The sequence below is a fragment of the Glutamicibacter sp. HZAU genome (assembly GCF_004100365.1).
Lineage (GTDB): Bacteria > Actinomycetota > Actinomycetes > Actinomycetales > Micrococcaceae > Glutamicibacter > Glutamicibacter nicotianae.
The window spans coordinates 164,116-180,274 of sequence record NZ_SCKZ01000007.1 but is presented as its reverse complement, the minus strand read 5'-3'; the positions used below and the strand labels follow the sequence as shown (position 1 = coordinate 180,274).

The following is a 16,159-nucleotide window of genomic DNA, read 5'->3' as shown; positions in this document are numbered from 1 at the left end:
GTCGCAAATTACGGCATCCAGCTCATGCAGTAGTCGAGGTTCTTGATGACGGTGCTGGCGGCGGCTTCAGGGTCGCCTGCCTGGATTGCGTCCACCAATGATTCGTGGCCCTCGTGCAGGCAGCCATCGAATCCGTCGGAAAGCCGCTGGACCATCTTGGTTCCGTGGAAGACATCCCCGAAGCTCTCATAGATCTCGCTCATCAGCGGAATTCCGGATGCCCGCGCCACTTCCAAATGGAACTTCCAATCGGCTTGCGCCCAGGCCGGATAGTCCCGGGATTCCCACGCCTCGCTTCGCTGGCTCAGCAGCGTTCGCAGCTTTTCGATGACTTTCGCATCAGCAGCTTTCGCTGCGAGCCGGGCCGACTGGGTATCGAGGGCGAAGCGCACTTGGAGCACGTCCTGGTCTGAGTGCTCTCGGAACACGCGTTGAGCGGTGCCGCTGATCTCGCTGGTCGCACGCACATAGGTCCCATCACCGCGGCGAACCTCGACGATACCAGTACTGGCCAGCGCCTTGATGGCTTCGCGCAAGGTTCCCCGGGAGACACCCATTTCAGCCATCAGCTCGGGCTCTGCTGGTATCCGTTCCCCGACCTTCCAGCGGCCTTGGGTTACGGCGGCTTGCAACTTCGCTCCGACCTCTTCGGACAATGGCGGACGCAACGGGGTCTTGCTCATGATCGCTCCACTTCGGCATCGCTGTCGACTTCAATCAGCTGGTGGTCATCGGTTTCGGTACGCAAGCCGCCGAGCTTGAAGCAGAACAACAGCTGCATCACGGAGAAGCCAAGGATAATCACCAGGCCAGCCGTCCAAGACCCCAACGCGCCTTGCATGAGTCCCAGTGCGAAAGGGCCGATGGCCGCAAGCAGGTAGCCGACAGATTGGGCCACGGTGGACAGTGCAGTGGTTTCCGCTGCGCTGCCGCCGCTGCGGCTGATCATGAGCATCACCAGCGGGAACACCCCGAAACCCAGGCCGATGAGGATCGAGCTGATCAGGGACAGCTCCACTGGCAACAGCAGCAACGCGATAAAGCCAAGGACAGAGCAACTGGTTGTCAGCAGGAAGGCACTGCGCAGCAAGGTCGGCTTCGACCCCATCCAGAGCATGATCATGACTGCCGGAATGCTGACGCCCTGCACGATGCCCAGCATCAATCCGGCATCAACTGGCTCCAACCCGCGCGAAATGAGAATGTGGGGCAGCCAGCTGACCACGGTGTAGACCAGCAGCGACTGGAGGGCGAAAACGGTGGTGAACAGCAAGCCCTTGCGCGTAGCCAGCAACGGCCATGGGGAAACATGCGCGCCTTTTTCAACGGCAGGCCCCTTCCCGGAAATGGAAAGCGGCACCATGACCAGCAAAGCCATGCCTGCGGGAATAGCCCACAAGGCCAAGGCGGTTGTCGGAGAACCTGCCTGAACCGCCAGTGGAACGCTGACCGCCGAGGCCAGCGTCGCGCCGATGGACATGGTTGTCGTGTAAGCAGCAGTCATCGACGCAGCACGATTCCTGTGGTGCTCTCGGATGAACGATGGCATCGCCACATTGCAGATGGCCAAGCCGCACATGCCCATAACGGTGCCGGCCAGCAAAGCCCAGGTTGAATCGACAACACGCAGGGCGAGGCCTGCGGTGAGCAGCAGCAAGGACAGCGCTATGCCCAGTTCCAGGCCGGTCCAGCGGATCACCAGGCTCGTTGCCGCGCCAGCTACGGCAAAGCACAAAACCGGGATGGTGGGCAGCAACGAAGCGACGAACGTCCCGTACCCCATCATCTCCTGCAGGTCATGGAATAGCGGCGATGCCGAGGCAATGCCCATGCGCAGGTTCAGGCCCACGAGAATAACGGCTGCTACAGCGAGTGCACCAGCCAGCCATGGGGATTTGCGTGGAACGCTGGCCACTGGAGGAAGCACTGATTCAGAGGAGTTGTCGATCACATTTAAACATTAGACGTTTGATGTTTAGCTTAGCGAATCATGTGACTCGTTCCACGTTCTGACCGGCACAAGCGCGAAAGACGGAAGTTCGCCCGTTCTATTTATGCACAACAATGCATGCGGACTACCAATGTTCACCAACCGGTCACTAGACATCCATACGCTCTAGGAGTTATCAGCCGGTCCACTTTGCAGCTGGCTACTAATTTCATGTGAAAGGCAGTTCTTTGAACACTTCGTCTCCTGTCCCCCGTCGTGGAGTATTGATTGGCAGCACCGCTGCCGCGATTACCGGTCTGTTCGCCGCCAGCGGCACCGCAGCAGCTGCTGCTCCAGCCAAGAAGTCCACGGCATCTGCCCCGAAGCTCAAGTTCGCTGCCGACGGCAAATTCAAGATCGTCCAGTTCAATGACACCCAGGATGGGCCACGCACCGACCGACGCACGCTTGAACTGATGAGCAAGGTGCTCGATACCGAGAAGCCGGGCTTCGCACTCATCAACGGCGACGTCATCAACGGTTCGCCGAAAACCGTCACTGAGGTCAAGCAAGCTATCAACAACGTGGTGCAGCCAATGGAATCGCGGGGCATCCCCTGGGCTTTGACTTTTGGCAACCATGACGAGGATTCGATGCCCAACGGCACGAATATGTCCGATGCCAAGATCCTCGATTTCATTCGCGGGTACGAGTTCAATGTCAACGCGAAGAATGACAAGATCCAGGGGGAGTCGAACTCCCAGCTTTTGATCGCTTCGTCCAAGAACGCCAAGCCCGCCTTCGGCATTTGGCTGCTCGACTCGAATCGCTACGCGCCAGATGCCATTGGAGGCCAGGATTTCGCAGGGCTCATGTCCTATGACTGGATCCGTCCGGAGCAGATCGCGTGGTACCGCGACGCGTCCAAGGCCACCGAATTACGCTACGGCAAGGTCCAGTCATTGATGTTCTTCCACATCCCGCTGTGGGAGCACCACCACATGTGGTACGGAGCCCAGTTCACTTCGAGTGATGCCGACCATGAGAAGGCCGTCAAGAAGCACTCCATCGAGGGAGTCAAGAACGAGGGCATCTACACCGCAGCGTTCAACTCGGGCATGTTCACTGCTCTGCAGGAACGCGGAGATGTGCGTGGCGTGTACTGCGGCCACGACCACATCAACACCTTCAAGGGCGACTACTACGGCATCGAGCTGGGCTACGCGCCAGGTACCGGATTCGGCACCTACGGATTAGGCGGTACCGAGAACCACGAGCTTCGTGGCGCCCGCGTCTTCGAACTCGACGAGACTAGGGACGGGGTCTACACCGGAACCCGCACCATCTTTGCCAAGGATCTGGGCATCGATATGGGCACCAAGGCCCAGCCGATCGACGAGCCGCTTCCTCTTCCATAGCAGTGAGGCCTGCTGGACGCTGAATAACCAGCGTGCAGCAGGCCATCTGAACCGAAAAGCACAGGCATAATGGCGTTCCGGTATTTGCCTAAGCCTCCCAGGGACTAGAGGACCAGTACGAGTATCCGGTTCTAAGAAATGCAGATCTGCGCTTACCGCAAGGTGATCTGCGTGACCGGCTGCGACGAGTCAGTAGCGAAATCCAGGCCCGACGGAGCCACACCATCAGCGACCAACTGTGCGCCGAGCGCCGCGACCATGCCGCCATTATCCGTGCAGAGGCTGAACGGCGGAACCACGAGTTCGATTCCCGCCGAGGTGCAACGCGCTGCCAGCAGTTCGCGCAAGCGGGTATTAGCTGCCACTCCCCCGCCCAAAAGCAAGGTCTTCAGGCCTTGTTCTTGCATGGCACGCACGGCCTTCGAGGTGATGACATCCACGACTGCTTCCTGGAAGGACGCAGCAATGTCGGCGACTGGGACTTCTTCGCCATTGGCCTCGAAGTGCTCTACGCAGCGGGCTACAGCAGTCTTGAGTCCCGAGAATGAGAAGTTGTTGCGGTGCTTGCCAGGATTCGCGGCGCTGCCGACGAACTTCGGCAAGGACAAGCCGCGAGGGAAGCGGAATGCCTTGCGGTCTCCGTCTTTGGCCGCTTTGTCGATGGCTGGCCCGCCAGGATACCCCAGGCCCAGCAGACGAGCAGTCTTGTCATAGGCTTCGCCGGCCGCATCATCAATGGTCGAGCCCAGCAGCTGCACATCGTTGGTCAGCGAAGTGACTTTCAAGATTTCGGTATGCCCGCCCGAGACCAGCAAAGCTCCGAAGGTCGATGGCAATACGGTTCCTTCGAGAACACCTACGCCTACATGGGCAACCAGGTGGTTGATGCCGTAGAGCGGTTTGCCGGTTGCCAGGGCCAAGGCTTTGGCCGCTGAAACGCCCACCATGAGCGCTCCAGCCAGGCCCGGACCACTGGTTACAGCGATGGCATCAATATCGTCAAGAGCCAGTTCGGCTGTATCCAACGCGGACTGCAAAGTTGGCACGAATGCTTCCAAGTGCGCACGGGCCGCAATCTCGGGAATGACACCGCCAAAGCGCACGTGTTCATCCATGGAACTGGAGACAGCGTTGGCCAGAAGCTTGTTGCCGCGCACGATGCCTACGCCGGTTTCGTCGCAAGAGGACTCAATGCCTAGTACTACGGGTTCGTTGAAGCTCATGCGTTGCGTTCTTCCTCTTGTCCGTGCTGTGCATCCAGCGGGAGTCTCATAATTAGTGCATCGACCCCGCCCTTGTAGTACCCCTTGCGGCGGTGGATAGTGGTGAATCCAAAGGATTCATACAGGCCAATGGCGGTGGGGTTGTCAAAGCGAACTTCGAGCATCACATCCAGTGCATTTTTCTCACCGGCCGCCTGGACAAGCAATGACAACAGCTTGCGGCCCAAGCCCCGGCCTTGGTAATCCGGGTGCAGGGCTATGGTCTGGACATCGGCTATCGGCAAGACCACGCAAAGCCCTGCATAGCCGACAACTCGACCAGCGTCTTCATAGACCCAGTAGGTGCGGGTATCGCGTTGCGCCAGCTCGGATTCGAAACCGGCAAGGGGCCATGCATCCTCGGGAAAAAGCTGCTGCTCAAGATCATGGACGGCTTGCAGATCATCTGGCTGCATGCGGCGCAGGAGAACCTCGTGCTGCTCGCTCACGCCTTGGCCTGCTTCATGAAGGCAGGAATCTGGGCATCGGATTCGCGCAGATACTGAGGCGAAGTATCTGCGAGGTCCTTGCCTCCAGCGAGGTCGCTCAATGCCCGGCGGGCCAGGAAGCCGGCGTCGGCAATCCATTCGAAGGACTCAGGCATTGGCTTGGCACCGGCTTCCTCAAGCTGCTCGGCGTAGATGCCGGCCCCGACACCGAAAACTGGCATCGCTGGAAGAGCTGACGCTGCTGAAACGTGCGGCCCTCCAACCATGGATCCGGAATTGTCGTAGCGTGCCCAGTAGACTTCTTTGCGTCGTGCGTCCGAGGCGACAACGAATTCAGCAGGAACATCGCTGGACTCCAGCACCTGTTCGGCGAGCGCATGCAGCGACATCACTCCGTGCACAGGTACTTGCCATACGAATCCGAAGGTACGCGCGGCCACCAAGCCAACGCGCAGGCCTGTGAAAGGACCCGGGCCAACGCCGACGATGATGCCCGCAAGGTCTTGGCCCTTCTGGCCTTGGGTGTCCAATAGCTCCTTGACGTATGCCGACAAGGTTTCGGTCTGGTCGTTTCCCTTGGAGGAAACACGCTTGTCGACAAGTAAACCGGTGGTTTCGTCAACTAGTGCCACCGATGCGTTGGCAGAGGTGTCGATTGCTAAGTAATTAGACATGTTTTTCTTCCGTGCGCTGTGCAGCAACCGCAGACAGCAATGAATCTTTCAGCTGGGCAAAGGCATCTTCGTTCCAGCGCGGGCCGATAGCTTTCAGGCTGAACAACCGCGGCTCATCCAGTTCCTCTTCAGCTTCTTCCCATGGATTGCCGACTGGTGCGGCCAGGGCTTCGCGATCCAGCTGGATTTCCAAGCGTGAATCGGTAAGGTGTTCGACCTTCCCCAAGCCCCATTCCACGACGGTAACTGAATCTGCCAGCGTGGATTCAAGATCCAGGGTGTCCACGTCATCATGGTCCTTGAGACGGTAGGCATCTACGTGGATCAGACCGGGTCCATCCCCAAGTGATGGGTGCTGGCGAGCCAGTACGAACGTCGGGGAGATGATTCCTTCACGGACGTTCAGTCCCACGCCCAGCGACTGGGTCAGCGTGGTCTTGCCAGCGCCAAGGGCACCGGTAAGGATGACGAGGTCGCCGGCTTTGAGCTGAGCGCCCAAGGCTTCACCCATTGCTTCGGTGACGGTGAGGTCATCGAGCTGGCAGGAGAACTCCGATACCGTGTTATTCACCGGCCTCACCCCAGCTGCCTTCAATGTAGTAGCGAGGTACACGTGGCGAGATGCGGGTTACCACTTCGTAGTTGATGGTGTTCGCTGCGTAAGCCCAGGTGTTAACTGACTGCCCGCCGTCACCGAAGATAATTGCTTCAGCTCCCAGGAATTCTTCTGGGTTGATATCTGATCCCAAATCGATGACGCACTGGTCCATGGCAATGCGACCACGTACTGGATAGGTGCGCCCATTGACAGTCACTGGAGCACCGGTTGCGATCCTTGGCAGTCCATCGGCATAACCCATGGGGATCAGGCCGAGGTAGGTTTCCCCTTCGGTCTTGTAATTCAGGCCATAGGAAACACCCTGCCCCGGGTGAACCTTCTTGACATTCGCAACCCGGGTCTTCACTGTCATGGCTGGGCGCAGCCCGAAGCTCTCTGGCGATTCACCGTCAAACGGGCTAAGTCCATACAGGCCCAGACCCAGGCGCACCATTTCGTGATGTGAATCCGGTCGAGAAAGGATGCCAGGAGTGTTGGCGATATGACGCACTTCCAAATCGAAGCCAGCAGCTTCCACCAGTTCTATGGCCCTGTCGAAGACTTCCAGCTGCTCATCGGTTTCCGGGCGTTCAGGTTCATCTGCCACCGCCAGGTGGGAGAAGATGCCAACTACACGCAATAACCCTTCTTCCTGGAAATCGCTGGCGCGGTTCAGCAGATCCGGCAGGGCATCCATGGTGGAGCCATTGCGGCCAAGCCCGGTATCTACCTTGATATGGATCCGTGCCGGAGTCTGCACAGCACGAGCCGCGGCGGCAACGTATTCAAGTTCCCAGCCTGAAACACCGAGGTCAAGACCGGCGTCAATGGCGGCCTCGAACGGGGTGTCTTCGGTATGCAGCCAAGCCATCATGGGCGCATCGACTCCCGCGTCGCGCAGGGCGAGTGCTTCAGTGACATGGGCGCAACCTATCCACCGGGCTCCGCCTTCCAAGGCAGCCTTGGCTACCGGGATGGCACCGTGCCCGTACGCGTCAGCTTTGACGACGGCCATGACTGCAGCTGGGGCCACAACATCAGAAATCTGCTTGACGTTGTTGCGGATGGCCGACAGGTCAATGACTGCGCGGCGTTCGAAGCCGATCGCCTGTGCACTGCTGGTGCTGTTTGTCAGGTTGCTTTCTTCAAGCGCTTCAGAGTTCACCCATTCATCTTCGCACTTTTCTGAACCACTTGCCTTGTTCACCCATGCGCCGTTCGGCACATGATGCTGGTTAAAGCCGGAAGGAGCGGGTACGAACAACTTTGCTGTTCGAACCCGCTCCTTGAAGACGGATGTTTTATCGGGGGTTAGCGAAGAGTCTTCAGCTCATCGCGGATCTGGGCAAGCAGCTCCAGCTGTGGATCTACTTCTTCCTCAGGCTCTTCTGCACCTGCAGCACGGCGCGCTGCCATGCGCTCGTTCAGCTTGGTCATTGGCAGAACCAACGCGAAGTAAACGGCTGCGGCAATCAGCAGGAAGTTGACCAGGGCGGTCAGGAAGACGCCGAACTTGATCTCTACCCCGTTAATAGTTAGCAACAGGAAGTCGTCGAAGCTTGGTGAACCAACCAGGGCGGCAATCAACGGCATCAGCACATTGTCGACCAAGGCGGTAACTACGGCGCCGAAGGCAGCGCCGATAACAACGGCAACGGCCAAATCGACAACGTTGCCCTTCATAATAAAATCGCGGAAACCTTTTAGCATGGTTAGAGCATACACAGGAAAAACACAGCACCACTACGATTTTGTGGAGCGATTTCCATTAGTTCGGCAAATTCACAGAATTCGTTTGCTTAAAAATCAGCTGAAGAAGCCTAGATTTTCCGCAACAGCATTCGCCGCACCGAATGATCGGCTGATTTGCGCAGTACCAATTGCGCCCGTCCTCGCGTGGGCAAGACGTTCTCCTTGAGATTCGGTTCATTGATGCGCTTCCAAATGCCGTGCGCGGTTTCCCGCGCTTCCACATCGGTGAGCTGGGAATAGCGATGGAAGTAGCTCGCCGGGTCGGAGAAGGCTCCCGAGCGCAGGCGCATGAATCTTTTGATGTACCACTCTTCGATATCCGCCGTACGTGCATCGACGTATACGGAGAAGTCGAAGAAATCGCTCAGCGCGAGTCCCACGGTTCCATCGGAACGAGTTCGCGCCGGCTGCAGCACGTTCAATCCCTCGACAATGAGCACCTGCGGCGAGCGGATTACATTGCGCTCCCCCGGGATGATGTCGTAGGTCAGGTGCGAATACACCGGGGCACTGACTTCTGGGGCACCAGACTTCACTGCCGAGACGAAGCGCAGCAATGCACGACGGTCATAGGATTCAGGGAAACCCTTGCGGTGCATGATGCCGCGGCGCTCAAGCTCCGCATTGGGGTACAAGAAACCATCAGTGGTGATGAGCTGGACATCAGGAGTATGCGGCCAGCGGCGCAGCATTTCCTGCAATACACGAGCGGTCGTGGATTTTCCCACGGCAACGGATCCGGCGACGCCAATGACAAAAGGCGTCCGATTGGTCTGCTCACCCAGGAAGGTAGTAGTCGCCTGATGCGTTGCACCGGCTCCCTCCACGTACAGCGACAGGAGGCGACTCAGTGGCAGGTAGACGTCGCGGACCTCCTGGAGGTCCAGCTGATCACCGAGGCCGCGAAGGCGTTCGATGTCGGAGTAGTTCAGCGGCTGTTCCATCTTGTTGGACAGTCGCGCCCATGTCTCGCGTTCAAGTTCAACAAACGGCGAGATGGATGATTCTAGTGTTCCGTGTGGTTCCACGAGGGTAAATTCTGCCAAGAATATGCTCCACATCCCAATTAGCAAGATCAACAAGGCAATTAGTTTCGGTGAAATACGGCGGCCTGGTGAGCTAAGACATAGGTAATTTTGAGTGCTGCGCCACGATTATTCCCATCGATGGGGATTGAACCGGTAGGATTTTTCCCATGTGCGGAATTGTTGGATATGCAGGAACCTCGAGCCAGATCGCCGAGCACGGCGCCCTCGACGTTCTAATTGAAGGTTTGCGTCGTTTGGAATACCGAGGCTACGACTCGGCTGGAGTCGCGGTAGTTGCCGACGGCGCCATTCATTCTCGGAAGAAGGCCGGCAAGCTGGTCAACCTTGAAAATGAAATTGCCGAGTCCCCTTTGCCTCAGTCGATGACCGGCATTGGACATACCCGTTGGGCAACCCACGGTGGACCGAGCGATCAGAACGCTCACCCTCACCTGGCCGATGGTGGCAAGCTTGCCATGATCCACAACGGAATTATTGAAAACTTCGCCGGCATCAAGGCCGGTTTGGCAGCCGAGGGCGTTGAATTCCACTCGGATACCGATACCGAGGTTGCCGCAGCTCTGCTGGGCAAGCTCTACAGCACCGAGGCGGAGGGCGATTTGACCCGCGCCATGCAGCTTGCTGTTCAGCAGCTGGAAGGTGCTTTCACCCTCTTGGCCGTTCACCAGGACCACCCAGGCGTTGTCGTCGCGGCCCGCCGCAATTCCCCTCTCGTTCTGGGCCTGGGCGAGGGCGAGAACTTCCTGGGTTCGGATGTCTCGGGCTTCATCGACTTCACCCGTCGTGCCGTAGAGCTGGGCCAGGACCAGATCGTTACCATCACCCCGGATAGCCACTCCATCACCGACTTCGACGGCAACCCTGCCGAAGGCAAGGAATTCACCGTTGACTGGGACGCAGCCAGCGCTGAAAAGGGCGGCTTCCCATCCTTCATGGAGAAGGAAATCTTCGACCAGCCAGCAGCTGTTGCTGATACCCTGCTGGGCCGCTCGGACGCTGATGGCCGTCTGACCCTGGACGAACTGCGAATCGCTCCGGAAGAGCTGGCTGCCATCTCCAAGATCGTGGTTCTTGCTTGCGGCACTTCGGCCTACGCCGGCTCCGTTGCCAAGTACGCGATCGAGTCCTGGTGCCGTATCCCGGTTGAGGTTGAGCTTTCCCACGAGTTCCGCTACCGCGAGCCAATCGTGGACGAGAAGACCCTGATCGTTTCGATCTCCCAGTCCGGCGAGACCATGGACACCCTGATGGCTGTGCGTTATGCCAAGGAGCAGGGCGCCAAGACCATGTCGATCTGCAACACCAACGGGTCGACCATCCCGCGCGAATCCGATGCGGTGCTGTACACCCACGCCGGTCCAGAAATCGCAGTGGCATCCACCAAGGCATTCCTGGCGCAGATCACCGCCACCTACCTGCTGGGCCTGTACCTGGCGCAGTTGCGCGGCAACTTGTTCCAGGGCCAGATCAAGGACATCCTTGCCGACCTGGGCAAGATCCCTTCCAAGATCCAGGACATCCTGGACCGTGCGGACGAGATCAAGGATCTGGCACGCAACATGTCGGAAGCCAACTCCGTGCTGTTCCTGGGCCGCCACGTCGGCTACCCGGTGGCAATGGAAGGCGCCTTGAAGCTCAAGGAAATCGCCTACATCCACGCCGAAGGCTTCGCCGCCGGCGAGCTGAAGCACGGCCCTATTGCGCTGATTGACGATGGCCAGCCGGTGTTCGTGGTAGTTCCTTCCCCACGTGGTCGAGACTCGCTGCACTCCAAGGTTGTCTCCAATATCCAGGAAGTGCGCGCCCGTGGCGCCAAGACCCTGGTTATTGCCGAAGACGGCGATTCCGCCGTCAAGGACTTCTCCGAGTGGGTCTTCTACGTACCAGAAACCCCAACCCTGCTGATGCCTCTGCTGGCCACCGTGCCACTGCAGATCTTCGCTTGCGAACTGGCTTCCGCCAAGGGCTTCGACGTTGACCAGCCACGTAACCTGGCCAAGTCGGTGACCGTGGAGTAATCCACCCAGCATGAATCATTGCGGGCATTCCCTTTCGGGAGTGCCCGCAATTTTTTTGCCTTGCACGCACTGGATAAACTGATAGGCATGATTGCAGGTATTGGAGTGGACATCGTTGATGTGCCACGTTTCGGCCGTCAGCTCGAGAAGACTCCACGGTTGCGCGACCGGCTCTTCACCGAAGAAGAACGGGACCTGCCCCTGCGTTCTCTTGCAGCCCGTTTCGCAGCCAAGGAAGCAATCGCCAAAGCACTGGGCGCTCCTGCCGGGATGAACTGGCAGGACTGCACCATCCGCAAGGACGAAGCCGGTGATCCCCAGATTCTCAACACCGGCTCAGTGGCCGCCGCCAGCGAGCTGCGCGGCATCAAATCCTGGCACCTGACCATGTCCCACGATGGAGACATGGCCATCGCCATGGTAGTTGCCGAACGCTGAGCACCAACGCCACGACGAAGGAATAACGACACGTATCTCATTAAATAGGGCATCGCACAGAAGCCTTGAGTATTGTTTGTCTTATGATTCCTGTCTACAGTGTTGCGCAAATTCGTGCGGTTGAAGCCCAGGAGAAATCCAAGCGGGGCGAGACCAGCTTAATGAAGCAAGCCGCCGCCCATTTGGCTTCAACGGCTGTCGCCATGCTGGCCGAAGGACACAGCACCGAACCGGCGTTCGTGGTCGGACTGATTGGCCCGGGCAACAACGGTGGCGATGGCTTGTATGCACTGGCAGAGCTTCAGCAGCAGAAGATTTCCACGCTGGCTCTGCAATGCCACGAGCAGATTAACGCAGAGGCTGCTGCAGCGTACCAAGCCGCCGGCGGCACCATACTGGATCTGTCAGATGGCGACGGCGAACTAGCGAATGCCTCGCTCGTTATCGACGCCATCTATGGTCTTGGATATCGAGCCGGTTCCGACGTGCCGTCGGTTCCGGCTGGAGTACGGGTGCTGGCTTGCGATGTTCCCTCAGGGTTGGACCCTGAAACCGGCGTTGCGCAGGACTCGGTTCTCCGAGCTGAACGCACGGTGACCTTCGGCGCCATGAAGGCCGGCCTGCTGTCCGTGGATGGACCGCTGGTTACCGGCGAGATCACCGTGGCTGATCTGGAATTCGACTTTTCTTCCGTCCAGCCCGGCACCCAGCTAGTGGACGAGCAGGCTGCCCGCGAGCTGCTGGACCAGCACCGCTCCTGGCGGGATGCCGGACGCCACAAATACCAGCGTGGAGTCCTCGGCCTCATCGCCGGTTCCGATCTGTATCCCGGAGCTGCCCAGCTGACTGCCAAGGCCGCCGTGGCTTGCGGAGTCGGGCTGCTCCGCACCCACGTACCCGATTCCATCCAGCCGCTTATGGCAGTCTCCGTGCCGGAGTCCGTGCCGTTGGATGATGAGCAGATCAAGGAAGCGCTGTCATTCTCGCGCCGCCAGATCCACGGCAAGAGCGCCAAGATCAAGGCGTGGGCTATTGGTCCGGGCTTGGATGGACGCACGCCCCCGACTGGTGCCATCGCTGATGTCTTCGCCAGCCCCCAGCCAGCTGTCATCGACGCATCCGGTTTGGAAGTTGTTCCTACCGGTCCCAGCGAGCAGCCCCGCGTGCTGACGCCCCACACCAAGGAATTGCGCATGCTGCTCAACCGCGCGGGTGTGAAGATCACTCCTGATGAGCTTTCCCAGGACCCGATTCGCTGGACCCGTTGGGCCGCCTTGGCTTACAACGCTGTAGTCCTGCTCAAGGGCCCCACCAGCTACATTGTTGCGCCTAATGGCGACAGCCTGATGGTGAGCCACTCGGCACCGGAACTGGCCACTGCGGGCAGCGGAGATGTCCTGACCGGCATCCTCGGCTATATGCTCTCCGACAGCTCGCTGACGGGCACCGAAGGCCTGCGAACCGTGCCCAACCGCCGCATGATGGAGTTGACTGCGTGCGCTGCTTACATCCACGGCCATCTGGGCAGGGTGACCGCGGCGGATGGCACCGTAAATGCTTCTCGCCTGATCGAGAATCTTCCCAAGGTCATGAAGCAGTTCGGCTTCTAGCCTGCGCGTGCAACACGTAGAACGGGCGGTTCTCCCAATGTGGAGAACCGCCCGTTCCATGTCCGGCTACACCGTTCAGGCCTGCACCGGAATCGAGGTGGTTGCCGGAGCCATGTTGCCCAGCTCGAAGTACTCTCCCGGGCCGGTGATGGTCCAGCCCTGCTTCCGCCATTCCGGGCGGTCCAGGACATTGCGACCGTCGATCAGCTGCTTGTTTGCCACCACGTCGGCAAGGTCAGACGGGTTCATTTCCCGGAACTCGTTCCATTCGGTCAGTACCAAGGTCAAATCTGCGTCCTGCGCGGCTTCCTTGCAGGAGTCCACATAGTTCAAGCGCGGGAAGCGCCGGGCAGCGTTGGCGTTGCCTTGTGGGTCGTAGACGGAGACTTCAGCGCCTTCGTTGTACAGGCGTACGGCGATATCCAAGGCTGGAGAGTCGCGCACGTCGTCGCTGTCCGGCTTGAAGGTCACGCCGAGTACGCACACATGTTTGCCCGCCAGCTCGTTGCCGAGCATGTGCGAGGCGAGCGAGACCACGCGGTCGCGGCGGCGCAGGTTGATCTGGTCGACTTCAGCCAAGAAACCCATGGTCTGGCTCAACCCAAGTTCGCTGACCCTGGCTTGGAGCGCGCGGATGTCCTTCGGCAGGCATCCACCGCCAAAGCCCACCCCGGCGTTCAGGAAGCGGCGTCCAATGCGCTTATCGTGCCCAATGGCGTCGGCGAGGACCTTGATGTCGCCACCCACGGTCTCAGTGACTTCGGCAAAAGCATTGATGAAGGAAATCTTGGTAGCCAGGAAGGCGTTGGCCGCGACCTTGACCAGTTCCGCAGTTTCCAGATCCGTGGCGATCTCTGGCGTGTCCAAGGCTAGGATCGGAGCATAGACTTTGCGCAGCAGTTCCAGGCCTCGCCCATCCTGCAATCCATAGACCAGCCGGTCGGGGCGCAGGGTGTCCTGGACGGCAAAACCCTCACGCAGGAATTCTGGATTCCAGGCCAGCGCGATGTCGCTTCCCGGCTTGGCAGATCGGGCAATCTTCTCGCTCAGCCGTCGTGCGGTGCCTACCGGGACGGTGGACTTGCCGACAATCAGCGCTTCGCCGGTGATGTGCTCCAGCAGGGAGTCCACGGAACCATCGACGTAGGACATGTCTGCGGACTGCGAATCAGCACGCTGCGGCGTTCCCACGGTGATGAAGTGGATATCCGCGCCGGCAGCGACTTCTGCGTAGCTGTCGGTGAAGCGCAGGCGCCCGGAGGCCACGTGCTTGCGCAGCAGCTCGGGCAGGCCCGGCTCGTGGAAAGGCAGAACACCAGCGGCCAAGGCTTCGAGCTTGGCCGTGTCCACGTCCAGTCCAATGACTTCATAGCCCAGTTCAGCCATGCAGGCGGCATGGGTTGCACCGAGGTAGCCGGTGCCGATCACGCTGATGCGTAGAGTCACGAAAGTCCTTCTCTCCGAGAACGCGAACCCATATCGGTTCCTACTAGTTAGCATGCCACACCCCCGCAACGCGTTCCGGCATGGAACGCGCTGCGGGGGTGTGAGTTTTCTTGATATTTACGGAGTGGTTGCTGGGCAGTTGCAGAGCCTAGAGGGCCAAGTGCTCCTTGACCGACTCGGCCAGGGTTTCAGCTTCCGCCTGGGCCTGGTCGTGGGTAGCCGCCTCAACCATGACGCGGACTACAGGCTCGGTACCCGACGGGCGCAGCAGCACTCGACCGGTGGTGCCCAAGCGGGCCTCGGCGGCGGCAACAGCGTCCTGCAGCGGATCGCAGTCCGGAACCCCGGCCTTGTCTACGCCGCGTACATTGATCAGGACCTGCGGCAGGACGGTCAGCACAGCAGCAAGTTCCTTCAAGCTCTTGCCGGTAGCCTTCACACGAGCCGCGATCATCAGGCCGGTCAGGACACCGTCGCCGGTGGTGGCGTGCTTGGAGAAGATCACGTGGCCGGACTGCTCGCCACCCAGGGAGAAGTCGCCTTCACGCATGCCTTCGAGCACGTAGCGGTCGCCCACGCCGGTCTGCTTGACGGTGATGCCTGCAGCTTCCATGGCCAGGGTCAGGCCGAGGTTGCTCATCACGGTGGCAACGAGGGTGTTGTCCTTCAGCTCGCCGCGGTCCTTCATGTCCAGTGCCATGATGGCCATGATCTGGTCGCCGTCAACGATCGTGCCTTCATGGTCAACGGCCAGGCAGCGGTCGGCGTCGCCGTCGTGGGCGATGCCCAGGTCCGCTCCGTGCTCCAGCACAGCGGCCTGCAGCTTCTCCAGGTGGGTGGAGCCGTAGCCGTCATTGATGTTGATGCCATCCGGATCTGCGCCAATGACGATGGTTTCGGCGCCGGCAGCCTTGAAGACCTCCGGGGAGCATCCCGAAGCAGCGCCGTGGGCGCAGTCCAGGACTACCTTCAAGCCGTCGAGTCGGTTGGGCAGCGCCTGCAGCAGGTGCATGATGTAGCGGTCTTCAGCGTCGGCGAAACGCGAGACACGTCCTACCTCTCCGCCGGTTGGGCGTGGCTTTGGCATCTTCAAGCAGGCTTCGATGGCGTCTTCCAGCGCATCGTCCAGCTTCTTGCCGCCACGGGCCAAGAACTTAATGCCGTTATCCGGAGCCGCGTTGTGCGAGGCGGAAATCATGACGCCGAAATCAGCGTTCAAGTCCCCTACCAGGAATGCCGCCGCGGGAGTGGGCAGCGTGCCGGCATCCATCACGTCGACGCCGGAGGCAGCCAGGCCGGCCTCGATTGCGGCGGACAGGAAGTCACCGCTGATGCGCGGATCCTTGGCAACCACTGCGACTGGCTTGTAGCCGTCCTCTGGTTGGCTCAAGCCCAGCACCACGGATGCCGCCTGCGCCAGTTCCAGCGCGAGCTCGGGAGTTAACAGTTCGTTTGCTTTTCCTCGGACCCCATCGGTCCCAAATAACCTTGCCATCGCATTCAATCATATGCCCT

Annotated in this window: 15 protein-coding genes; 4 read left to right on the top strand and 11 right to left on the bottom strand. The window is 59.6% G+C overall.

Annotated features, from left to right (window positions below; genetic code table 11):
* Window positions 1-8: 8 nt before the first annotated feature.
* Both EKH49_RS12855 and EKH49_RS12850 read right to left on the bottom strand, forming a co-directional pair.
* Window positions 9-683, bottom strand: a complete 675-nt coding sequence (locus EKH49_RS12855) for a FadR/GntR family transcriptional regulator (protein ID WP_128471141.1) — start codon at window positions 681-683, stop codon at window positions 9-11.
* A complete protein-coding gene (locus EKH49_RS12850) occupies window positions 680-1,951 on the bottom strand; it encodes an MFS transporter (protein ID WP_128471140.1) in 1,272 nt (423 codons plus the stop codon). The genes EKH49_RS12855 and EKH49_RS12850 overlap by 4 nt, the downstream gene beginning before the upstream one ends.
* A 227-nt stretch (window positions 1,952-2,178) precedes the next feature.
* Here EKH49_RS12850 and EKH49_RS12845 point away from each other — a divergent pair, with 227 nt between their 5' ends.
* Window positions 2,179-3,348: a metallophosphoesterase family protein gene (locus EKH49_RS12845; RefSeq protein WP_128471139.1), complete on the top strand. Its 1,170-nt coding sequence runs from the start codon at window positions 2,179-2,181 to the stop codon at window positions 3,346-3,348.
* 152 nt (window positions 3,349-3,500) lie between these two features.
* On the opposite strand, the gene tsaD is transcribed toward EKH49_RS12845, so the two are convergent.
* From tsaD to coaA, 7 genes are all read right to left on the bottom strand, one after another.
* Window positions 3,501-4,571 carry a tRNA (adenosine(37)-N6)-threonylcarbamoyltransferase complex transferase subunit TsaD gene (gene tsaD / locus EKH49_RS12840; protein ID WP_121867119.1) on the bottom strand — a complete coding sequence of 357 codons (1,071 nt, stop codon included), beginning with the start codon at window positions 4,569-4,571 and terminating at the stop codon, window positions 3,501-3,503.
* On the bottom strand, window positions 4,568-5,059 hold the full coding sequence (gene rimI / locus EKH49_RS12835) for a ribosomal protein S18-alanine N-acetyltransferase (RefSeq protein WP_128471138.1): 492 nt from the start codon (window positions 5,057-5,059) through the stop codon (window positions 4,568-4,570). Before rimI ends, tsaD begins: the two co-directional genes overlap by 4 nt.
* The gene (tsaB, locus tag EKH49_RS12830; RefSeq protein ID WP_128471137.1) at window positions 5,056-5,733 is read right to left on the bottom strand and encodes a tRNA (adenosine(37)-N6)-threonylcarbamoyltransferase complex dimerization subunit type 1 TsaB; all 678 of its coding nucleotides are present in this window, start codon (window positions 5,731-5,733) and stop codon (window positions 5,056-5,058) included. Before tsaB ends, rimI begins: the two co-directional genes overlap by 4 nt.
* On the bottom strand, window positions 5,726-6,304 hold the full coding sequence (gene tsaE, locus EKH49_RS12825) for a tRNA (adenosine(37)-N6)-threonylcarbamoyltransferase complex ATPase subunit type 1 TsaE (RefSeq protein WP_128471136.1): 579 nt from the start codon (window positions 6,302-6,304) through the stop codon (window positions 5,726-5,728). The genes tsaB and tsaE overlap by 8 nt, the downstream gene beginning before the upstream one ends.
* A complete protein-coding gene (gene alr, locus EKH49_RS12820; protein WP_038992322.1) occupies window positions 6,297-7,496 on the bottom strand; it encodes an alanine racemase in 1,200 nt (399 codons plus the stop codon). The genes tsaE and alr overlap by 8 nt, the downstream gene beginning before the upstream one ends.
* A 146-nt stretch (window positions 7,497-7,642) precedes the next feature.
* Complete coding sequence (gene mscL, locus EKH49_RS12815) at window positions 7,643-8,041, bottom strand: large conductance mechanosensitive channel protein MscL (protein WP_128471135.1); 399 nt, start codon at window positions 8,039-8,041, stop codon at window positions 7,643-7,645.
* A 110-nt stretch (window positions 8,042-8,151) separates the two neighbouring features.
* Window positions 8,152-9,111 carry a type I pantothenate kinase gene (coaA, locus tag EKH49_RS12810; protein WP_038992165.1) on the bottom strand — a complete coding sequence of 320 codons (960 nt, stop codon included), beginning with the start codon at window positions 9,109-9,111 and terminating at the stop codon, window positions 8,152-8,154.
* 167 nt (window positions 9,112-9,278) lie between these two features.
* Here coaA and glmS point away from each other — a divergent pair, with 167 nt between their 5' ends.
* From glmS to EKH49_RS12795, 3 genes are all read left to right on the top strand, one after another.
* The gene (gene glmS, locus EKH49_RS12805) at window positions 9,279-11,150 is read left to right on the top strand and encodes a glutamine--fructose-6-phosphate transaminase (isomerizing) (RefSeq protein ID WP_128471134.1); all 1,872 of its coding nucleotides are present in this window, start codon (window positions 9,279-9,281) and stop codon (window positions 11,148-11,150) included.
* An 87-nt stretch (window positions 11,151-11,237) separates the two neighbouring features.
* Window positions 11,238-11,588, top strand: a complete 351-nt coding sequence (locus EKH49_RS12800) for a holo-ACP synthase (RefSeq protein ID WP_128471133.1) — start codon at window positions 11,238-11,240, stop codon at window positions 11,586-11,588.
* A 161-nt stretch (window positions 11,589-11,749) separates the two neighbouring features.
* Window positions 11,750-13,198 carry an NAD(P)H-hydrate dehydratase gene (locus EKH49_RS12795; protein WP_161567521.1) on the top strand — a complete coding sequence of 483 codons (1,449 nt, stop codon included), beginning with the start codon at window positions 11,750-11,752 and terminating at the stop codon, window positions 13,196-13,198.
* Between the two features lie 75 nt (window positions 13,199-13,273).
* On the opposite strand, the gene EKH49_RS12790 is transcribed toward EKH49_RS12795, so the two are convergent.
* Together EKH49_RS12790 and glmM are read right to left on the bottom strand one after the other, a co-directional pair.
* Entirely contained in the window at window positions 13,274-14,644 is a 1,371-nt protein-coding gene (locus EKH49_RS12790; protein WP_128471131.1) for a UDP-glucose dehydrogenase family protein, read from the bottom strand.
* 148 nt (window positions 14,645-14,792) lie between these two features.
* Entirely contained in the window at window positions 14,793-16,139 is a 1,347-nt protein-coding gene (gene glmM, locus EKH49_RS12785; RefSeq protein WP_128471130.1) for a phosphoglucosamine mutase, read from the bottom strand.
* Window positions 16,140-16,159 lie beyond the last annotated feature (20 nt).